This is a genomic window from Arthrobacter sp. TmtSoilC79 (genome assembly GCF_059739405.1).
Genome location: NZ_AP046051.1, coordinates 1,619,192 through 1,638,555, shown reverse-complemented (window position 1 = coordinate 1,638,555; position 19,364 = coordinate 1,619,192). Strand labels below are relative to the sequence as shown.

Below are 19,364 nucleotides of genomic sequence, written 5' to 3'. Positions count from 1 at the left end.
ACGGCAATGTTAAAAGCCGGCTATGGTTCCGGACCCGTTGACCGACACCACGTGGAAGCCTTCTGCACTGGTCCCGGCAGGCAGACCCGCGCGCTGTCCGTTCGTCAGCATCTGACCCCTGACAACACGCTCCATGCCCTCAATGTCCGGGTGCTGGCTCGCATGGACCCGGATGGCGTCCAACTTGGCATCGACATGGGTCGAGACATCAACAAAGTGATTCTCCCTGGCGTCCGGACTGCAGATAAACCACAGCCACGGCAGCTTGTAGGCATCCAAGCCTGCTTCGGCAAGTTCCGGATACGCAAAGGGATTCTCCACTGCAGGATAGACGGCCCGGGTGACTGCTTCGCCGGCTGCCAGGTGGTCCGGGTGGCTCTTCTGGAGACGGTCCCAGTTCCGCTCCGGATGCATGGTCAGCACAATGTCCGGGCGGACTTCCCGGATCAGCTTCACCACCTGCTTGATGACGCCATGTGTCGGCTCAAGGTAGCCGTCGAGCTCGTGCAGGTAGTGGATGTCGGTGACGCCCACAAGGGCGGCGGCCCGCTGTTGCTCCCCGGTGCGGAGCTCGGTAATCCGTTCCCTGTCCACCGGATCAAAGCCGCCGGCGTCGCCGTCGGTCATGATGCAATAGCTGACCTCCACCCCGGCAGCCGTCCAGGCGGCGATGGTACCGGCGGCACCAAAATCGATGTCATCAGGATGGGCGGTAAAACAAAGCACCCGCTCGACGCGCTCCGTGGAGGCGTCGAACGGGCTCTTCGCTGACGATACGCCAGTAGACAAAGGGATCAGCCTTTCCGCTTCTTGATCTCGGCAGCGGCTTGCGGGAGAACCTTGAAGAGGTCGCCGATGATGCCGTAGTCGGCGATCTCGAATACCGGTGATTCGGCATCCTTGTTGATGGCCACGATGACCTTGGAGGTCTGCATGCCGGCTTTCTGCTGGATGGCTCCGGAGATGCCTGCAGAAATGTATAGCTGGGGTGAAACGGTCACACCCGTCTGGCCCACCTGCGCGTCATGACCGATCCAGCCCGCATCCGTGGCGGCGCGGGATGCGCCCACTGCCGCACCCAGGGCATCTGCAAGTTCTTCAACCGGACCGAAGTCGCCGTCCACGCCCCGGCCACCGGCCACGACGATGCGTGCTTCGCTGAGGTCCGGCCTGCCGCTGACAGGCTTCTCGGACCGGGAAGCGATGCGTGCAGAGTTGGCCGCGGCACCCGCCGGCAACTCAACCGTGGCAACTTCCGGGGTTCCCGCAGTTTCGGCCGGGGCGGGCTCGACATTGTTGGCTTTGATCGAAAGGACCGTCACCGGGGTGGTGGCCTTCGCGGTGGTGTTGTACGAGCCTGCAAGGACCGATTTGTGCGCTGTGCCGTCAGCCTCCACGCCTACGACGTCGGTAATGACGCCCGCGTTGAGCTTGATACCCAGCCTGCCCGCGATTTCCTTGCCCTCGGGCGAGTTGTCCAGGAGAACAGCCGTGGCTCCCGACCTCTGCACCGCAGCAGCAAGGTAAGCGGCCTTCGGGCCAACCAGATAGTTCTCGAGGTCCTGCGTCGACGGCTGGTAAACCGTACCGACGCCGTAGGCACCCAAGGTGGCGGCGACGTCGTCGTTCAGCTCACCGGTGAACGCGACGGCGGTCTCCCCCAGCGAGCGGGCGATGGTGAGGAGTTCGAGGCTGCTCTTCTTCAGAGCCGCTCCCGGGTTGTCAATGAAAACAAGTGCGTTTGCCATGGTTGCGATCCCCTTTAGAGCAGCTTCTGTGCGGCGAGGAAGTCGACCAGCTTGATGCCGGCGTCGCCGTCGTCGGTGATGATGGTGCCGGCTGTCCGCGGCGGTCGGGCCTCTGCGGCCTCAACTACGGTCCAGGAACCAGCCAGGCCCACCTGCGAGGCGTCCACACCGATGTCGGCAAGTGACAGGGAAGCAATCTTCTTCTTCTTGGCCGCGAGGATGCCCTTGAAGTTGGGGTAGCGGGGCTCATTGATTTGATCGGTCACCGAAACGACGGCCGGAAGTTGCGCTTCAACGGTTTCCGAGAAGGCACCGGCATCCCGGCGGGCAGTGACCTGGTTGCCTGCAACTTCCAGGGTGGAAGCGAAAGTGACCTGCGGGAACTGCAGCCGCTCGGCCAACTGGGACGGAATCAACGATGTCTCACCGTCGGTGGACGCCATGCCGGTCAGGACCAGGTCCACCGGGCGGCCGTCGGCTGACAGATGCCTGATGGCGGCAGCCAGTGCCAGCGAGGTGGCAGCGGCATCGGAGCCTGCCAGAGCGTCATCGCTGAGGTGGACGCCCGAATACGCGCCGATCTGCAGCGACTTCTTGACGGCGTTGACCGCGCCTGCCGGGCCCATGCTCAGCGCAATGACCTCGTTGCCGGCCTTGGGTCCGCCACGTTCTTCGGCTAGCTGCAGCGCTGCCTCGAGCGCGTACTCGTCCAGCTCGGACAAGATGCTCTCGTCACGGTCGGTTGTGTTGCCAGGTCCGGTGATGTGCCGGTCGAACTGCGCGTCCGGGACGTGCTTGACCAGAACGACAATCTTCAATGTCTCTTCCACTGTCTTCGAAGCAGCCTTCCATGCTTGTGGACGGCCAACCGCAACAGCGTGGCCGTGAATTGCCCAGCGCGTGGGCTCGTCCTAGCTAAGCATATTGCCCGCAGAAAACCACTCCCAGCGTTAAGCACTGTTTAGGATGACTCCCGATGCCTCCGGCTGCCGACGCCAGCGGCGCCGCAGCCGATACCCCGGCTTACCCGACGCAGCACGACGGCGGGCGGCACCAGTGAGGTGACGCCCGCCGTCGTGCGCTTTTGCTGCCGCCTACTGCTGCGCGGCGTCGAGGGTAACTTCGACCTCTTGCGATTGGCCGCCCCGCTGGATGGTGACCTTGACCTTGGCACCTGCCGGCTGCTCGCGGACCGCTGCGGTCAACTGGTTTGGATCGCTGACGGTGTAATCGCCGAACTTGGTCACGACATCGCCAACCTTCAGGCCGGCCTTCGCTGCGGCCGAACCGCTGGTCACCGCGGCAACCTCTGCACCCACAGAGAAGCCCGAGTTGCTGCCGGTGGAGGACTTGGACCGAACCGACACGCCAAACTGGCCGTGGCTGGCCTTGCCGTTGTCGATGATCTCCTGGGCCACCCTCTTGGCGTGGTTGATCGGCACGCTGAAACCTACGCCGATGTTTCCGGTGGAAGAATCGGAGGTTCCGCTGCCTGCAGATGCGATGGCGACGTTGACCCCAATGACTTCACCCTTGCTGTTCACCAGCGCACCACCGGAGTTGCCCGGGTTGATCGCAGCGTCGGTTTGAATGACGTTGATGGCGATCGAACCCTCATTGGCAGTGGCCTGGCTCTGGCCACCGTTCGGTGGCGCAAACTGGAAGCCCTCGCCGCCACCCTGGCTTTCGTCCGGCGTGCCCTCGGGAACAGCGGAGGAGGCAACGCTGATGGTGCGGTTGAGCGTGGAGACGATTCCGTCCGTCACGGTACCGGTCAGGCCCAAAGGCGAACCGATTGCGACGGCGGTGTCCCCCACGTTGATCTTGGACGAGTCGCCGAGCGTTGCAGGAACCAGCCCGGACGCATCACTGACTTTGATCACGGCCAGGTCCGAGAGCGGATCCGTGCCAACAACGGTGGCTTTGAGGACCTTCCCGTCACTCGTCCGGACCTCAATCGCGGCATTGGCCGTGGCGCCGTCGAGCGTTACGACGTGCGTGTTGGTGAGGATGTGGCCCTGGTCATCAAGGATGATGCCGGAACCGGTTCCGCCCTCGTTGCCGCTGGTTGCCTTGATGGTGACCACGCTGGGCGAAGCCTTGGCAGCTGCAGCGGTGATGACGTTGACGTCATCCTTGTTGTTGACGATGACAGTGCTGGACTGCCCGCTCGTTGACGCTGCCGGAGCCGGCTGGTCCCAGAGCACATTGCTTCCGGCCACCACACCGCCACCGATCAAGCCCGCCGCCAGCATGCTCGCCACCAAGGTCCCCACGCCGAAAGCGGGCTTGCGCTTGGCAGGGCCATTGGTGGCCGGGGAGTGCTGCGTGCCCGGGCCGTGAGGTCCCTGGGGGCCTTGGGGTCCTTGGGGGCCGGCGCCTCCGCCGTAGAACGGCTGGTGCTGCGGGTAGCTGGGACGATGGGACGGATCCTGCTGCGGAACGCCGTAGTACTGCGGCTGCTGCGTGGTCGCGTTGGGCTGGCCGGAGGCCTGGGCGGGAGCGGTGTGCTGTCCGGGGTGCTGGGCCGTGTACTGCTGCGGCGAGTGCTGGGCCGGGGCAGCGTGCTGGCTTGCGTGGTGCGCTTGCGCGCCGGCCTGGGCGCCCTGGTAGGTTTGGGCGCTCTGGTCGGCTGCAGGCGGCTGGTAGGCCGGCAAGGGGGTGGTGGCGTGGGTGTCCCCGTGGCCATGCCCCGCAGTTTCATGATTTGCAGTTTCCTGACCGGCATTCTCCTGCCCTGAAGTCCAGGCCGGCTGCTGCTGGGTGGCTGTGGCGTCGCTGTGCCCGCCGGTTGTCTCCCGCGGCTCGGATGGCTCGCGGTTCTCCGGTGCGGTGCCCTGCGCTGGGTTCTCCGTCATGGGTCTTCCTTTCGTCCTCGTCTCCAACAACTATGTACCCAGTAACTGGAACAAAAGCGGACGTTCGCTGGGAGCTTCCTGAAAGGTCCGGCCGGGCTGCAACAGACCTGCCGAATTGTCCTCAACGGCTGAGCAATCCCGACCTCTCCTATATTTCGCTGGTGGCATATTCACCCCTGTGGACGGAGCATGGGGTGCACCATAGAATCAAGAGGAATTGCCACAGCGACCTGCGGCTTTACACCATGCGTGGGGGCGCTGAGCATTCTGTGACGATTGGTACGCCTTGTTCCAGTCGCAGACGTGCTGAAGGGTTGCACATGCGGTCAATAGTTAAACGCGTACTCGCCGGAATTGGCGTGGCTGGATTGCTGGCGTTCCCGGCGACAGCTGCTTGGGCCACCGATCCGGTGACCATTCCGTCCGGGCAGAACATCGTGGACGACGCCAATGTCTTGGGAAGCCGAAAAGGTGAAGTCCAGGAAGCCATCCAAAAGACGCTCAAGGACCACAAGTACAACCTGTACGTGGTCACGGTGGACTCCTTCGAAAACCCGACGGACCCCAAACAATGGACTGAGGCCGTCGCCAAGAAAAAGCTCATGGGCAAACCGGACGCCATCCTGGCAATTTCCACGGCTGGACAGTACAACTTCGCCCTGAACTCGGGCAGCTCCATCTACTCGAAGCAGTCGGCAATTGCCCAGAACGCCGTCGTTGCCAATCTGGCAGGCGGCAAGAAGGACTACGCCCAGGCAGCCATAGACACAGCTGCCGCCATCGGCGATGCCGCAGGTGGTGGAAGCGGGACGGTGCCCAGCGGGAACGCCGGCGTCGGCGTCCTTGTCGGGGTTGGCGTTGTGGCCGCCGGAGGTGCCGGCACCTACCTGTACCTCCGGAACCGACGCAAGAAGGGCGGCACCAAAGCCGTCAGCGCCAGCTATGGACCACAGGGCGAACAGCTTGATCCGCTCGCCGGATTGAGTATTCCGGAACTGCGACAGAAGAGCGGCTCGCTGTTGATCGAGGCCGACGACGCCATCAAGTCCAGTGAGCAGGAGCTCGGCTTCGCCCAGGCGCAGTACGGTGATGCCGCAATTGGCAACTTCACCAAAGCGCTGGAAGAAGCCAAGGCCCATATGACGGAGTCGTTCAAGCTTCAGCAGCAGTTGGACGACCATATCCCGGACACCGAAGAGCAGCAGCGGAGCTGGCTCGGCGAAATCATCCGCCGGTCCGAGGCAGCGCTTTCATCGCTGCGTGACCAGAAGGCCGATTTCGACTCACTGCGCGAGCTGGAAAAGAATGCTCCCCAAGCCTTGGCCGCCGTTTCGGCAGGAGCCAAGGACGCGGATTCAAAGATCGCCAACGCGGAACAATCCCTCGCGGGCCTACGGGTCAAGTATGCCGAGTCTGCCTTGACCCAGGTTTCTGACAACATCCTGCAGGCCAAAGAGCGTCTTGCCTTCGTGCAGAACGCCGTTGCCGCAGCCCAAGAGAAGCTCACCGCAGGCGAGAACAGCATGGCGGCAGTAGCCGTTCGGGCCGCTGAGGAAAGCCTGCACCAAACCAACGTGCTGATCGATGCCATTTCCAAGACTGCCGGCAGCTTGGATGAGGCCCGGGCATCCTTGGAAGGAGCTGTTGCTGAGACCAGCCAGGACCTTGCCCAGGCACGGGCCATGATCCAATCGGGCGAACACCCCGAGCTTGCCGGCCCCGTGGCCGGTGTGGAAGCTGCCTTGGCCCAGGTGAAGACTGAGATCCAGGGTGGAAAGATCGACCCCATTGCTACTCTCAGCCGCGTGGAGTCCGCACACCAGGCGCTGGATCAGTCGCTGTCCGGTATCCGTGACCAGCAGGAACAGGCGCGCCGGGCCCAGGCATCCTTGCAACAGACCATCATGGCTGCCCAAGCGCAGATCAGCGCCACGTCCGATTACATCACTGCCCGGCGAGGTGGCGTTGGTACTGAAGCCCGGACCAGGCTGGCAGAGGCTCAGCGAAACCTGGATTACGCCCTGTCCATTTCCCGCAATGATCCCGTCACGGCGCTGACCTACGCCCAACAGGCGCATTCGCTTGCCGCGCAGGCCGCCCAGCTTGCCCAGTCCGACGTCGATCAGTTCGGCTATGCAGACCAGGGGCAGGGCTACGGCCGCGGTGGCATGTTCGGCGGTGGCGGTGGAGGCGGCGGTGGCCTTGGCGGCGCCATCCTTGGCGGCATCCTCATCAACTCCATCCTCAATGGCGGCGGAGGCGGCTGGGGCGGCGGCAATAACGACGGCGGCGGAGGAGGAGGCTTCTTCGGTGGCGATTCCGGCGGCGGCGGAGACTGGGGTGGTGGCGGAGGCGACTTCGGCGGCGGAGACTCCGGCAGCTTCTAGCCAGACAGACTAAGTGGGGTCAATGCCCCGCATAGAAGCGGTACAACAACTGATCACTGATTTCAGTGGCACCACTGAGCAGGACGAAAGGCAACACCATGGTTAAGCAGTCCATTTTCGGTCGGATCTCACAGCTCGCCAAGGCAAACATCAACGCCTTGCTGGACCAGGCTGAGGACCCGCAGAAGATGCTGGACCAGATGGTCCGCGACTACACGAACAACATTGCCGAGGCCGAATCAGCCGTGGCCCAGACCATCGGCAATCTCCGGATGCTGCAGGCGGACTACAACGAGGACATCAAGAACGCCCAGGACTGGGGCAACAAAGCCCTCGCCGCGTCCAGGAAGGCCGACGAGTACCGCTCCGCCGGCGATTCGGTTGATGCCCAGAAGTTCGACAACCTTGCCAAGGTCGCCATTCAGCGTCAGATGACTGCGGAATCCGAGGCCAAAGCAGCTGAGCCGAGCATTGCCTCCCAGACCGAGGTTGTGGACAAGCTCAAGACCGGTCTCGACCAGATGAAGAACAAGCTCAACCAGCTCACTGCCAAGCGCAACGAGCTCGTTGCACGCTCCAAGACCGCGGCTGCACAGTCCCAGGTCCACGACGCCCTGAAGAGCATCGACATCATGGATCCCACCAGCGAGGTCGGCCGCTTCGAAGAGAAGATCCGCCGCGAAGAGGCCAAGGTCCTGGGCCAGCAGGAGCTTGCAAGCTCGAGCCTCGACGCCCAGTTCAACCAGCTCGAGGACCTCGGAGAGCAGACTGAGATCGAGGCCCGCCTCGCAGCACTGAAGTCCGGCGGTTCCAAGCCGGCCATCGGCGCGGGAGCTCCTGCAGCAACGGGCTCTACCATCGACGAAGCCGACTTCGACAAGCTCTAGACCCCCCCCGGCCCGCTTGGCCGTGACATATCGCTGAACATGCCAATGGGCCGGATCCTGAAAGGATTCGGCCCATTGGTCTTGGGTGCAATTGTCGAAACTACGGGGTTTGCTGCCCTGAGTGGGGCCCGCCGGCGGAGTCCTGCCCCGGGCTGACGTCCGTTGCCACTTCGGCGCGGATCTCGAAACCCTTGGGATGGAAGTACGTCACCGTGCATTCCAGAACCTCCCCGTGAGCGCCCAGGGTCGTCCGCTCCAGCCGGGGCACCATGGCGAAGCCACGGACGTTGAGGGCGTCTGCAAGGTGCTCCGGAGGCTCGTGCATGGTCACGGTGATTTCAGCGCGCTGGAGCGGCTTCAGCGTCCTGTCCTGGATGACCTGGTAGATGGAGTTCCTCTCTGCATCGGCGAGGCTGATGTGCCGCCCTATATGCGAGGGGATAAAGATCTCCGCAATGGCATAAGGCCAGCCGGCACTTGAATATGATCGGCGGATCACCAGGACAAGATTGTCATCGGAGACCAGCTTTGCCGGCACGGTCCTGTCTTTTTCCATCCATTTGTATTCGATCAGCCCTTTGACAGTCTTCATCCCTGCCGCGGTGAACGTCTCCATAAAGGGCGCCAACCGGTTCAGCATTTTGACCGGCCGCTGCGCCATTACGAATGTGCCCTTGCCCTGCCTGCGGACCAGCAGTCCTTTAACGACGAGCGTTTCGATTGCCTTGCGGACTGTAGTGCGGCTGATGCCGTACTCATCCATGAGCGACTCTTCCGTGGGTATCCGCGATCCCGGTTCCAGACGGCTGACCTGATCCGTCAGAACGTCGGCCACCTGCTGGTAGACGGCCACAGGGCTGTCCCGTTGCAGGACTTCCCTAGTGGGACCGGACCTGACGTCTTCATTGACCATGGGGCCGTCCCCTCCAATTTCCTGCCTCAGCGAATCCGGACTTGATGCTAGCACCCGTTACCCCGAAGGCCGCTTAAACAAAAGATCCGGATCAGTGAAAACTGATCCGGATCTTTTCTCCAGTTGCGGGGACAGGATTTGAACCTGTGACCTCTGGGTTATGAGCCCAGCGAGCTACCGAACTGCTCCACCCCGCGTCGCAAGAACAACACTACCGCACCTCCGCGGCCCTTCCGACCAAATAGCACCAAAGGTGCCCTAGATCACTCACCGTTCCCCTACCGCCAACCTGCAAGAGGGCGCAGCATCACCGTGATCCTGCCAAAGGGTCGCGCCCATACTCCGGGGGGGGACATGAGAGACGATCACGGCCAAACCCGGGGCACATGAGAGACGATCACGGCCAAACCCGGGGGACATGAAAGAGGGTCCCGCTCAAACCCCGCGGGACGTGCGAGGGCCGCGTCTTCCAAGGAGGGTTTGAGGGAAAACAAAAGGTCCGGATCAGTAATTACTGATCCGGACCTTTTCTCCAGTTGCGGGGACAGGATTTGAACCTGTGACCTCTGGGTTATGAGCCCAGCGAGCTACCGAACTGCTCCACCCCGCGTCGCAAGAACAACATTACCGGCAGGTGAAGGGGAGACCAAATCCTGACTGCGTGATGTGCGTCTCCCCCCCGCCAAAAAGGGCCGGTGTCCGCCCCCTTTGCAGGGAACGGGCACCGGCCCTTATCAGTCGCTGTTCAGCCACGCAGCCGCGTGGCTGCCCTGCCTAGCTGCTCGGAGAAGGTGACGGTGTGGCGCTGGGGCTGGCACCGGGGGTCGCCGTCGGGGCAGTTGTGGCGCCAAGACGCGTTTCCGCATCCAACGCCTTCTTCAAGGCCTCGGACAGCTTGGCCTGCTGGGCGCCATAAGTTGCAAAGTCGCCCTTGGCCAAGGCGGCCTGGCCGTCCGTAATCGCCTTGTTCGCCTCGTCCAGGGCTGCCTTGAGGTCAGCCTTGGCATCGGTCGGGCCAGTAGGCGGCGCAGTGGTTCCCGGAGGCGCGGTAGGCGTCTGGCCATTGTTGTCGGCATCTCCGGCTGTGGCGCCGGAATTGCCACCGAAGAGTTGGTCCAGTGCCTCGTCCAAGGTGGGCGCAAAGCCGATCTTGTCACCGAAGGCCACCAAAACACGCTGCAGCGTCGGGTAGGACGTTTCACCCGTGGACTTCAGGTAGACCGGCTGCACGTACAACAGGCCACCACCTACGGGCAGCGTCAACAGGTTGCCGTTCAGCACATCCGAAGCACCCTGCCGGAGGAGGTTCAACGCCTGGGAGACAGTGGGATCGGAGTTGAATTTATTCTGTGCCTGGCCCGGCCCCGGGACCTGGGTGTCCGTGGGGAGTTCAAGCAGCCGGAGCTTGCCGTAGCTCTCCCCCTTGACGCCCTTCTCGTTTCCAGCGTCGGAGTCGGCAGCCAGGAATCCGTACAGGATGTTCCGGGCACTGCCATTGACGGTCTGCGGAATGAACGAGGAGGTCAGCTGGAAGGCCGGCTTCTCCTGGTCCGGCATCTGCAGGGACATGTAGAACGGCGGCTGCTTGACGGCTTCCGAAACGGTGGGATCGTTCGGAACGCTCCAAGCATCGTTGTTCTGGTAGAAGCTGTCCGGGTCTGTCACGTGGTAACGGCCGAGAAGTTCGCGCTGGACTTTGAAGAGGTCCTCCGGGTAGCGAACGTGGCTCATGAGGTCGCCGGACATTTCCGAGTATGGCTTGATGACGGTCGGGAAGACCTTCTGCCACGCTTTCAGGATGGGGTCCTGATCGTCCCACGCGTACAGGTTGACCGAACCGTCGTAAGCGTCCACGGTGGCCTTGACCGAGTTGCGGATGTAGTTGACCGAGCTGTTCGGCAAGGCCACGGTGCGGCCTGCGTTCGTCTGGGAGTCGGCCGTGGCGTTCTGCAACTGCTGCGGCTGGGAGTACGGGAAGTACTGGCTGGTGGTGTAGCCGTCGACAATCCACTTCACGCGTCCATCAACAACGGCCGGGTAGGCGTTGCCGTCAACAGTCAGGTACGGAGCCAGCTTCTCGACGCGTTCGCGCGGATTGCGTTCGTAAAGGATCTGGGACTCGGCGTTGACACCATCGGAAAGCAGCAGATCCGAGGACTGGAACTTGATGGAGTACAGGATCCGGTTGAGCCAGTTGCCTACGTTGGGTCCACCGTTGCCGCTGAAGGTGTACTGGGTCTCTCCCCCACCTTCCCTGCCTGCGGGTCGGTCCTGCTCACGGTTCGGAGCACCGTCAGGTGCACCCACGATGGAGTACTCAGGAGAGTTTTCGCCGAAGTAGATGCGGGGCTCGTACGTGGTGTCGTTGCCGAGCACGCCGTTGGAGGGGATGCCGGACTGCAGGAACTCGGGTTTTCCGTCAGCAGTGAACTTGTTGCCCTTGGCAGCAACCACACCGTAGCCGTGAGTGTAGACAATGTGCCTGTTGACCCACGTCTGCTGGTTGGCGCTCAATCCGTCCGGGTTCAGCTCGCGAACAGCGATCACGGTGTCCTGGACCTTGCCGTCAACCATGTAGCGGTCCACGTTCAGGGTCTGCGGGAACTGGTAGTACGGGCGGTACTGTTCCAGCTGGGCGAACGCTGAGGAAATGAGGTTCGGGTCCAAAAGCCGGATGTTGGCCGTGGTTTGCGCATCTGCCGCCAGTGCGCCGGTGGTGGCGGTAGTGGTTGCGTTATAGGCCGAGACATCAATCTGGTCCAGGCCATAGGCGGCCCGGGTCATCTTGATGTTTCGGTCAATAAATTCCTTTTCCAGCGTGTTCTCGGAAGGACGGACCTGGAACTGCTGGATGACCCACGGGTACACCCCGCCGGCCAGAATGGCAGTGATGACCAACATCGCAGTACCGATCACCGGGAGGCGCCAGCGTCCGATGACTGCGGCAATGATGAACAGGATGGCTACCAGCCCGGCGGCAACCGCAAGGATGGCTTTGGTGGGAACCACAGCATTGACATCTGTATAGAGGGCACCCGCCCAGCGACCGGAGTTGCTCTGGACAGTGGTGTACCGATCGAGCCAGAAGTTAACGCCCAGCAGGACCAGGAAAAGCGCACCGGTCACGGCGATGTGGATCTGGGCGGCGCGGCTGGTGAATATACCGCGCTCCATCAGGCGGATGCTGCCGTAAAGGTAGTGGGTCAGGATTCCGGCAATGCCGGCGACGACGGCGATGCTGATCAGGAATCCGGTGACGAAGCCCAGGAAAGGAAGGGACATCAGGTAGAAGCTGATATCCAGGTTGAACAGCGGATCCGTCTGGCCGAATGGCTCCTGGTTGAAGAACAGCAAGGCCTTCTGCCATTGGCTGGCCGCCGCGCTGCCCGCGAACAGGCCGAACAGGATGGGAAGGCCAATCATGACAACCCGGCGTACAGGCTCAAGCTGGGCCTGGTAGCGGTTGAGGTTGTCCCGCGATTCCGCATCCGGAGCGTAGACGGGGCGGGAGCGGTAGGCGATCCTGATGGCAAAGAAAACAGCGGCGAACATCATGGCGAAGCCGATCAGGAACGTGATGATCCTGGCCAGATTTTCGCGTATGTACACTTCGAAGAAACCAAGCTGCTGGTACCAGAGGACGTCGGTCCACACATTGGCGAAGAAAATGAACCCGACGACGGCCACTGCCACGACAATGAGCGTCGGAGTCAGGGCACCTCGTCTCAGCGGTGATCTTCCGGGCGGGTTGGAGCTGGCGGGACGGGACAAACTCTGTACCTCATTGGTGTCAGTGAACAGTCGGTATGCGAGTGGTTGACATTCTCTGCCGCTGGGATATGGCGGAGGCCGTCATATATGCCACGAGTGGCGGTGGAGCTAAGTTCCACCGCCAGTCTAGTTGTTTGTGCAGGTGGGAAGGCCCGCCGTGTCTTCTCCCGACCCAAGCCGCTCCACAGCGGAGTTGGCATCGGCCAATGTTTCGACTTTGACTACCTGTAATCCATCGGGAACGTGGCCAACGACATCGGAGCAATTGGCGGCCGGAGCCAGGAACATCGTGGCCCCTTGCTGCCGGGCGCCAATCATCTTCTGGGCTATGCCGCCGATGGGACCCACGGCGCCATCTGCTGTGATCGTTCCAGTGCCGGCTACGTGTTTTCCGCCCGTAAGGTCGCCCGGCGTGAGGTTGTCGATGATACCCAGGGCAAACATCATGCCCGCGCTGGGGCCGCCCACGTTCTCAAGGGAGATGCTGACGTCGAAGGGGAACGTGAAGTCACTGGCGAGCAGCACACCCAGGACATAGCGGTCGGCCGAATTCCTGGTGGGAGTGATGGTCTCCGTTACGGCAGCGCCTTTCCGTTCCACCACAACAACCGCCGGGGCCCCTGCACCGGCGGCCAGTTCAGCTTGGATCACGCTCATCGAGGTAATGGCCTTGCCGTTGATGGACTTCAGGAGGTCGCCCTCCTGGATCTTGCCGGCAGCAGGGGACGCTTCCGACAGGCCCGCGACGTTTAATCGTTGCTCGAACGGGATGTCCAGCTCACGCAAGGCGGCAGCAAAGGCATTCTCCTGGGAAGTCTCCATGGCAATCTCCCCCTCCTGCACCGTCTGTTCTGCGGTGGTGCCCTTGGGATAGATCAGTTCCTCCGGATATATGGCCTTGGAACTGTCCAACCATGCACGGAAGACGTCAAAGATGGTTGCGGGAGTCTTGGGACCGCCGGTCAAGACCACCGTGGTGAGATCCAGGTTGCCGTTTGCCGGAAAGGATTCCCGTCCGGAAATGGTGATGACTGGCTTATCGCCGTCCTTACCCAAGGTATTGAAGGTAGGTCCGGCCGATTCGATCACATAGGGAACGGGAAGCGCCGCAGCGCCAATGCCGAGTCCCAACGCCAAAAGACCCGAGATCACCATGATCATGTACCTGTTGTCCCGCGCTGGTGCCGGAGGCACTGGGGAGGGACCGGCGTCGGACGTTTGACGCGGGTCCAATGAGCCCTCGGGGCTGGGCGAAGTAAGCATTGAGGCCTCTCTATGCCGGCATTGCGTGACCGGTTCCACGGCTGTTGCCACCGAATACGGCAGCGGCACATACCAAACATCAACAGTACGCGGTCCGGCGTTCGCGGGCTGCTTTGCCTAGAGCGAACTACGCCGCATGCAGGCAGACAGCGTTCCGGCCGCGGGGTACGGTGAAAGAGATCACCAGCCAGTTCGACGATCGGCGGCACCATGACATCCAACCCCAACAATCCGTCCAACGACGACGACACTCCCAAGGACCCGCTGGCAGAAATGCTGCAGAACCTGATGGGTGGCCAGGGCATGGGCAACATCGATCCCGCCGAGCTGGCCAAGGCCGCCGGCTTGCCCAACGATCCCCAACTGCTCCAGCAGATGTTCGCCCAGGTCCAGGCCATGATGAGCTCCACCTCGGACGGTCCCGTGAACTGGCAGCTGGCCCACGAGAATGCGCGCCGGGTTGCAGCGGCCGGTAACGATCCTTCGGTGAGCGCTGTCCAGGCACGGGAGATCGACGAAGCCCTCAGGCTTGCCGAACTTTGGTTGGACCCCGTAACAGATCTTTCCGCCACCGGCCTGATCGGCCGCGCCTGGTCCCGTGCGGAATGGGTGGAAGCGACCCTGGGCACCTGGAAACGCCTGACCGAACCCGTTGCCAACAGCGTCGCCAATGCCCTGTCCAACGCGCTCACGCAGCAGATGCCCGAGGAAATGAAATCCATGATGGGCGGCGCCTCGTCCATGCTGCAGAACATGGGCGGTGCGATCTTCGGAATGCAGCTGGGACAGGCCATCGGGGCGCTTTCTGCCGAGGTTGTCAGCTCCACCGATATCGGCGTTCCTTTGGCCGACCTGGAAATGGCGTTGTTGCCGGCCAACGTCGCCAAGTTCGGTGAAGGCCTAAGCCTCCCTGAGAACGATGTACGCCTGTTCCTTGCCGTCCGTGAAGCAGCGCACGCAAGGTTGTTCGTCCAGGTGCCCTGGTTGCGCGGCCACCTGCTGGGTGCCATTGAGGCCTATGCCCGCGGCATCCACATCGACATGTCCCGCATTGAGGACCTGGCGCGGGACCTTGATCCCAGCAACCCTGAGGGAATCCAGGAGGCGCTTTCGCAAGGCGTCTTCACCCCCGAGCGCACGCCGGTTCAAACTGCTGCCTTGGAGAAACTCGAAACCGCCCTCGCCCTTGTTGAAGGCTGGGTGGACGAACTCACTGCAGAGGCCACGGACAAAGTCCTTCCCTCTGCCACCGCGCTTCGGGAAACCGTTCGTCGTCGTCGTGCCACCGGCGGCCCGGCCGAGCATGCGTTCTCCTCCCTTGTTGGCTTGGAATTGCGTCCCCGCAGGCTCAGGGAAGCCGCCACTCTGTGGGCAACGCTCAAGGAAGAACGCGGCATCGCGGGTCGCGACGCCATCTGGCATCACCCGGATTTGCTGCCCACCGGTGAAGACCTGGACGACCCCAAGGGCTTCTCCGAGCGCCGCCGGCTGGCCGAAGCCAGCGACAGTGAAGTGGACGATGCCCTGCAAAAGTTGCTCAGCGGCGGCTATGACAGCACCGACCCACAGGACTCCGAGGCAGAAGGTTCGGCCGCGGATGAGGTGCCGGACAGCGAAGCTGAACCCGAAGACACCGACACCGACGGTCCGGCCAAGTAAGCAAGCACGGAAGCCGCACACCACGCAGCAACGGCCGCCATGTCCATGGCGGCCGTTGCTGCTTTAAACCCCGGTCTCCGTCGCTGGGGTTGAGTCCGGCTGGAGGCCCCTTGACGTGGCAAAAGCAACGCCCTCAAGGAACGCCTTGGCACGCTGCGCCTCGGGATACGCGTCCACCAGCCGCCAAAAGTCTGCGTTGTGCCCCGCCACCAGCAAATGCGCAAGCTCATGCACCATGACGTAGTCGATGACCCACTGCGGCATGGGCTGCAGCTTGTTCGATAGCCTGATGGTGCCGTCCGCCGGGGTGGCAGAACCCCAGCGCGAATTCTGGTTGCTGACCCACCGCACGGATGTAGGGACGGCACGCCCGCCCAGATAAGTCCGCGAAAGGTGCGCCGCATGCTCAGCAAGGGCTTCGTCGGTAGCTGGACGCTGCCGGCCCTTGCCCGGCCGCTGCTCACCTTGCTTCTTCAGCTTGGCCAGCATGCGGTGGACCCACTCCCGTTCCTGGGACTTGGTGAAGCTGGCCGGGATGGCCACTACTGCTTTCCCGTCTTCCCAAAAGGCAGCAACAGTCCTGCGCCTCCTGCTCGAGCGGCGCACTACTACGGGAGCGCCGTCCTCGGTGACCAAGGGAACATCAGGCTCCGCAGCCGACCGGCGAGCCATCAGAGTTCCGAGCTTTCGGTCAGGACCGCCAATACAGCCTCGCCATAGCGCTCAAGTTTGGATGGCCCAATGCCCGCCAAACGGGCCAGCTCCTCCAGCGAGGAAGGCTTCGCCTCAGCGATTGCCGTGAGCGTCGCATCGGTGAAAACGACATAGGCGGGGACGTCGGCGGACTTCGCTTCGTCCTTTCGCCACTGCCTTAGCGCATCAAATGTCTGTTCCTCATATGTCGGCGGGCACTGGTTGCATCGTCCCACCTTGCGCTCGGCCCCGCTGGCGAGCATGCTTCCACATACCCTGCACGACGCCGGTGCGGCGGCTTTTCGGCGCACGGGACCTGTCTTGCTGCGGGCGTTTGCCGAGGCCACTGAGTTGGGTCGGAGTCCGTCAAGGAAGCGGGATGGCTTGCGATTGGCTCGGCCACCCGGAGTTCGGGCAGTGGACCAGGACAAATTGAGGTGCTCACGCGCCCTGGTGATCCCGACATAAAGCAGCCGCCGTTCCTCGTCAACGTCTTCCGGTGTGTCTGCGAAGGAAATGGGCATAAGTCCTTCGCTGAGGCCCACCAGGAACACGGCGTCCCATTCGAGCCCCTTGGCCGCGTGAAGGGATGCAAGTGTTACGCCTTGGACGGTGGGGGCGTGCTGTGCGACCGAGCGTTCCTGAAGCTCGTTGACGAACTCGGCCAGGGTGAAGGCCTCGCCGCGGCTGACGGCCAGTTCATCTGCCAAGGCAACCAACGCTGCCAAGGATTCCCAACGTTCGCGCAGGGCTCCCCCGTTGTGCGGTGCTGCGTCCGTGTAGCCAAGCGATGCAACAATGTCGCGAACGATCTGTCCCAGTGGCTCCTGGGGTCCTTCGGCGACGGCCCGGGTTGCGGCACGCAGTTGAAGGATGGCGTCCCGGACTTCCTTGCGGGCGAAGAACCGCTCGCCTCCGCGAAGCTGATATCCAATGCCGGCTGAAGCCAGTGCTTGTTCGTAGGCTTCGGACTGGCCGTTGGTGCGGAACAGGATTGCGATCTCGCTGGCTTTGACCCCGGTATCGAGCAGTTCTTGGATCCGGCCTGCCACCACCGCCGCCTCGGCTTCGTCATCCGGGCATTCCATGAAGCGCGGTTCTGGACCGGTTGGTCTTTGGGCGACGAGTTTGAGCGGAGGTGCCCAGGCAGCATCTGCCACGGGTCCACCGCTTCGCCGGGACCCAAGAAGGTCATTGGCCAACTTCACAACTTGCGGGGTGGACCGGTAATCGCGGATCAACTTAACTACGGTGGCATCCGGGAACTGTGCCTTGAATCCCAAGAGATGCTTGGGTGAGGCTCCCGTAAAGGAGTAGATCGTCTGGCTGGCATCGCCGACCACGCACAACTCGTTGCGCCCGCCGAGCCACAGGTCCAGGAGCCGCTGCTGCAGCGGCGAGACATCCTGGTATTCGTCCACCACGAAGTGTCGGTACTGCTCGCGGACGGTGGCGGCGACTTTCGGATCTTCCTGGAGAATTCCCACCGTAATCAGCAGGACGTCTTCGAAGTCGATGACGTTCCTGTCGGTCTTGATATCCTCGTACGCCTGGAAAACCCTTGAGACCGCAGTCAGGTCAAACCCGCCTGGTGTTCCACGGTCCTGCGCGTTCTCAAGATAATTGGCGGGCGTCAGCATGGAGACTTTGGCCCACTCAATTTCAGCGGCCAAATCCCGGATGGTTGCGCGGTCAGTGCTGAGCCGGAGCCTGCGTGAAGCCTCGGCGATCATGTTGGCCTTGTGGTCCAGCAGATTCGGCAAGGTGCCGCCAATGGCCTGTGGCCAAAAGAACTGCAATTGCCTGAGGGCGGCAGCGTGAAAAGTCCGGGCTTGGACATTCGCCACGCCGAGGTCCCGAAGCCTGCTGCGCATTTCCGCTGCTGCCCTCGCCGTAAACGTCACGGCCAGCAAGCGCTGGGGGCTGTAGACGCCGGAGTGGACTCCGTAAGCTATGCGGTGGGTGATGGCACGTGTCTTTCCCGTGCCCGCCCCCGCGAGAACACACAGGGGACCCGTCAAGGTACTTGCTACTTCACGCTGTTCTTCATCCAAGCCGCCGAGGATGCGTTCCTCAAGTGAACCACCGGCGTCGAAAATGTCTTCTGTCACGGCTGGAGGTCTTCGATGACGCCGCCGTACCAATGTTCAATCAAGGAACGGGCAATGGACAGGCGCGTGGAGATGGTGATCTCACCGCTGGAGACAGCTGCCTGCAACTCTTCACGGCTGAACCAGCGTGCCCTCGTGACTTCAACTCCGTCCGGCCGGGCAACGGAGTCTTCAGTGGTGGCGGTGAAGCCCAGCATCAGCGACGCGGGAAATGGCCATGATTGAGAACCGAGGTACTGGCATGCCGACACGCGAACGCCCACTTCTTCGGCAATCTCCCGGACAACCGCCTGTTCCAGCGACTCGCCGGGCTCCACGAAACCTGCGAGCGTGGAATAGTTCCTGGCGTCCGTGGGACCACCACCGCCCAGGAGCAACCGGCCGTCAGGGCCAACTACTGTCACGATGATGGCGGGATCCGTCCGAGGGTAATGCTCTGAATTGTCCTTGGGGCAACGGCGCACCCATCCACCTGCCTCAATGTCAGTGGGATGTCCACACTTGGGGCAGTGCGTGTGTGTGGCGTGCCAGTTGGAGATTGCACTGGCCTCGATGAACAGCGCAGTATCACTGGCGTCCAAACTCGCGGCGACATCCCGGAAACCTGCCCATCGGGCATCGGCCGGCACTGTGCCGTTGCCTGGCGCGGGCGGTTCATCCGAGGTAAACAGCAGGACGGCCGTGCCTTCAGGCAAAGACGACGATTCCAAAGTGGTTCCCAGGTAAACAGCGGTAGTGGCGCCGTAATCCGCTCCGCTCAGGGCATTCCACAGCGACGTGGCGTCCCCGAACCAGAGTCCGTCACCGGTCACCAGAGCCTGGCGCTGGGAAATAACCATGGCCTTGGCAGTACCGGAAGCGATGAGGTCATCCACCATGCCCGGCTTCATCCGCACCCCGGAGCCACGATCCACCATGGCAGGGCGGACTGGAAGAACAGTGTCCATCAGGTGGTTTGCCAGCGCCGGTGACTCCGAATAGCTCATGTATCTACCGTACTGACTCGTACCGACAAAAAACATTTGGGAGGGTCCCCCTTGTGGACGCACCCGGTTCCGGCATCAATCGTGCACA

The 19,364-nt window shown here is 62.4% G+C and carries 13 protein-coding genes and 2 tRNA genes; 3 read left to right on the top strand and 12 right to left on the bottom strand.

Annotated features, from left to right (window positions below; genetic code table 11):
- Positions 1–9 precede the first annotated feature (9 nt).
- The 4 genes from AC6JA3_RS07630 to AC6JA3_RS07615 form a co-directional block, all read right to left on the bottom strand.
- Positions 10–789, bottom strand: a complete 780-nt coding sequence (locus AC6JA3_RS07630; protein WP_026540022.1) for a PIG-L deacetylase family protein — start codon at positions 787–789, stop codon at positions 10–12.
- Between the two features lie 5 nt (positions 790–794).
- Complete coding sequence (locus AC6JA3_RS07625; RefSeq protein WP_026540021.1) at positions 795–1,748, bottom strand: electron transfer flavoprotein subunit alpha/FixB family protein; 954 nt, start codon at positions 1,746–1,748, stop codon at positions 795–797.
- A 14-nt stretch (positions 1,749–1,762) separates the two neighbouring features.
- Complete coding sequence (locus tag AC6JA3_RS07620) at positions 1,763–2,566, bottom strand: electron transfer flavoprotein subunit beta/FixA family protein (RefSeq protein WP_035760560.1); 804 nt, start codon at positions 2,564–2,566, stop codon at positions 1,763–1,765.
- A gap of 276 nt (positions 2,567–2,842) precedes the next feature.
- Positions 2,843–4,606, bottom strand: a complete 1,764-nt coding sequence (locus AC6JA3_RS07615; RefSeq protein WP_026540019.1) for a S1C family serine protease — start codon at positions 4,604–4,606, stop codon at positions 2,843–2,845.
- Positions 4,607–4,926: 320 nt separating this feature from the next.
- On the opposite strand from AC6JA3_RS07615, the gene AC6JA3_RS07610 reads away from it, so the two are divergent.
- Together AC6JA3_RS07610 and AC6JA3_RS07605 are read left to right on the top strand one after the other, a co-directional pair.
- A complete protein-coding gene (locus AC6JA3_RS07610) occupies positions 4,927–6,993 on the top strand; it encodes a TPM domain-containing protein (protein ID WP_026540018.1) in 2,067 nt (688 codons plus the stop codon).
- 98 nt (positions 6,994–7,091) lie between these two features.
- On the top strand, positions 7,092–7,880 hold the full coding sequence (locus tag AC6JA3_RS07605) for a PspA/IM30 family protein (protein WP_026540017.1): 789 nt from the start codon (positions 7,092–7,094) through the stop codon (positions 7,878–7,880).
- Between the two features lie 100 nt (positions 7,881–7,980).
- Here AC6JA3_RS07605 and AC6JA3_RS07600 read toward each other — a convergent pair whose 3' ends face one another.
- The 5 genes from AC6JA3_RS07600 to AC6JA3_RS07580 form a co-directional block, all read right to left on the bottom strand.
- Complete coding sequence (locus AC6JA3_RS07600) at positions 7,981–8,793, bottom strand: GntR family transcriptional regulator (RefSeq protein ID WP_026540016.1); 813 nt, start codon at positions 8,791–8,793, stop codon at positions 7,981–7,983.
- 123 nt (positions 8,794–8,916) lie between these two features.
- A tRNA-Met gene (locus AC6JA3_RS07595) sits at positions 8,917–8,990 on the bottom strand.
- Between the two features lie 339 nt (positions 8,991–9,329).
- Positions 9,330–9,403: transfer RNA gene (locus AC6JA3_RS07590), tRNA-Met, on the bottom strand.
- 164 nt (positions 9,404–9,567) lie between these two features.
- Complete coding sequence (locus AC6JA3_RS07585; protein ID WP_026540015.1) at positions 9,568–12,564, bottom strand: UPF0182 family membrane protein; 2,997 nt, start codon at positions 12,562–12,564, stop codon at positions 9,568–9,570.
- Between the two features lie 126 nt (positions 12,565–12,690).
- On the bottom strand, positions 12,691–13,827 hold the full coding sequence (locus AC6JA3_RS07580; RefSeq protein ID WP_026540014.1) for a YlbL family protein: 1,137 nt from the start codon (positions 13,825–13,827) through the stop codon (positions 12,691–12,693).
- A gap of 210 nt (positions 13,828–14,037) precedes the next feature.
- On the opposite strand from AC6JA3_RS07580, the gene AC6JA3_RS07575 reads away from it, so the two are divergent.
- The gene (locus AC6JA3_RS07575; RefSeq protein ID WP_026540013.1) at positions 14,038–15,486 is read left to right on the top strand and encodes a zinc-dependent metalloprotease; all 1,449 of its coding nucleotides are present in this window, start codon (positions 14,038–14,040) and stop codon (positions 15,484–15,486) included.
- 63 nt (positions 15,487–15,549) lie between these two features.
- On the opposite strand, the gene AC6JA3_RS07570 is transcribed toward AC6JA3_RS07575, so the two are convergent.
- The 3 genes from AC6JA3_RS07570 to nudC are packed head-to-tail and all read right to left on the bottom strand — an operon-like array spanning position 15,550 to position 19,276.
- Positions 15,550–16,158, bottom strand: coding sequence for a YgjP-like metallopeptidase domain-containing protein (locus tag AC6JA3_RS07570; RefSeq protein ID WP_026540012.1), 609 nt, complete (start codon positions 16,156–16,158; stop codon positions 15,550–15,552).
- Entirely contained in the window at positions 16,158–18,290 is a 2,133-nt protein-coding gene (locus AC6JA3_RS07565) for an ATP-dependent DNA helicase UvrD2 (RefSeq protein WP_026540011.1), read from the bottom strand. The genes AC6JA3_RS07570 and AC6JA3_RS07565 overlap by 1 nt, the downstream gene beginning before the upstream one ends.
- The gene (gene nudC / locus AC6JA3_RS07560; RefSeq protein ID WP_026540010.1) at positions 18,287–19,276 is read right to left on the bottom strand and encodes an NAD(+) diphosphatase; all 990 of its coding nucleotides are present in this window, start codon (positions 19,274–19,276) and stop codon (positions 18,287–18,289) included. Before nudC ends, AC6JA3_RS07565 begins: the two co-directional genes overlap by 4 nt.
- Positions 19,277–19,364 lie beyond the last annotated feature (88 nt).

Coding starts and splice junctions, on each gene's coding strand:
- AC6JA3_RS07625 (WP_026540021.1), bottom strand. CDS start 1,748: ATGGCAAACGCACTTGTTTTCATTGACAACCCGGGAGCGGCTCTGAAG.
- AC6JA3_RS07615 (WP_026540019.1), bottom strand. CDS start 4,606: ATGACGGAGAACCCAGCGCAGGGCACCGCACCGGAGAACCGCGAGCCA.
- AC6JA3_RS07610 (WP_026540018.1), top strand. CDS start 4,927: ATGCGGTCAATAGTTAAACGCGTACTCGCCGGAATTGGCGTGGCTGGA.
- AC6JA3_RS07605 (WP_026540017.1), top strand. CDS start 7,092: ATGGTTAAGCAGTCCATTTTCGGTCGGATCTCACAGCTCGCCAAGGCA.
- AC6JA3_RS07600 (WP_026540016.1), bottom strand. CDS start 8,793: ATGGTCAATGAAGACGTCAGGTCCGGTCCCACTAGGGAAGTCCTGCAA.
- AC6JA3_RS07580 (WP_026540014.1), bottom strand. CDS start 13,827: ATGCTTACTTCGCCCAGCCCCGAGGGCTCATTGGACCCGCGTCAAACG.
- AC6JA3_RS07575 (WP_026540013.1), top strand. CDS start 14,038: ATGACATCCAACCCCAACAATCCGTCCAACGACGACGACACTCCCAAG.
- AC6JA3_RS07570 (WP_026540012.1), bottom strand. CDS start 16,158: ATGGCTCGCCGGTCGGCTGCGGAGCCTGATGTTCCCTTGGTCACCGAG.
- nudC (WP_026540010.1), bottom strand. CDS start 19,276: ATGAGCTATTCGGAGTCACCGGCGCTGGCAAACCACCTGATGGACACT.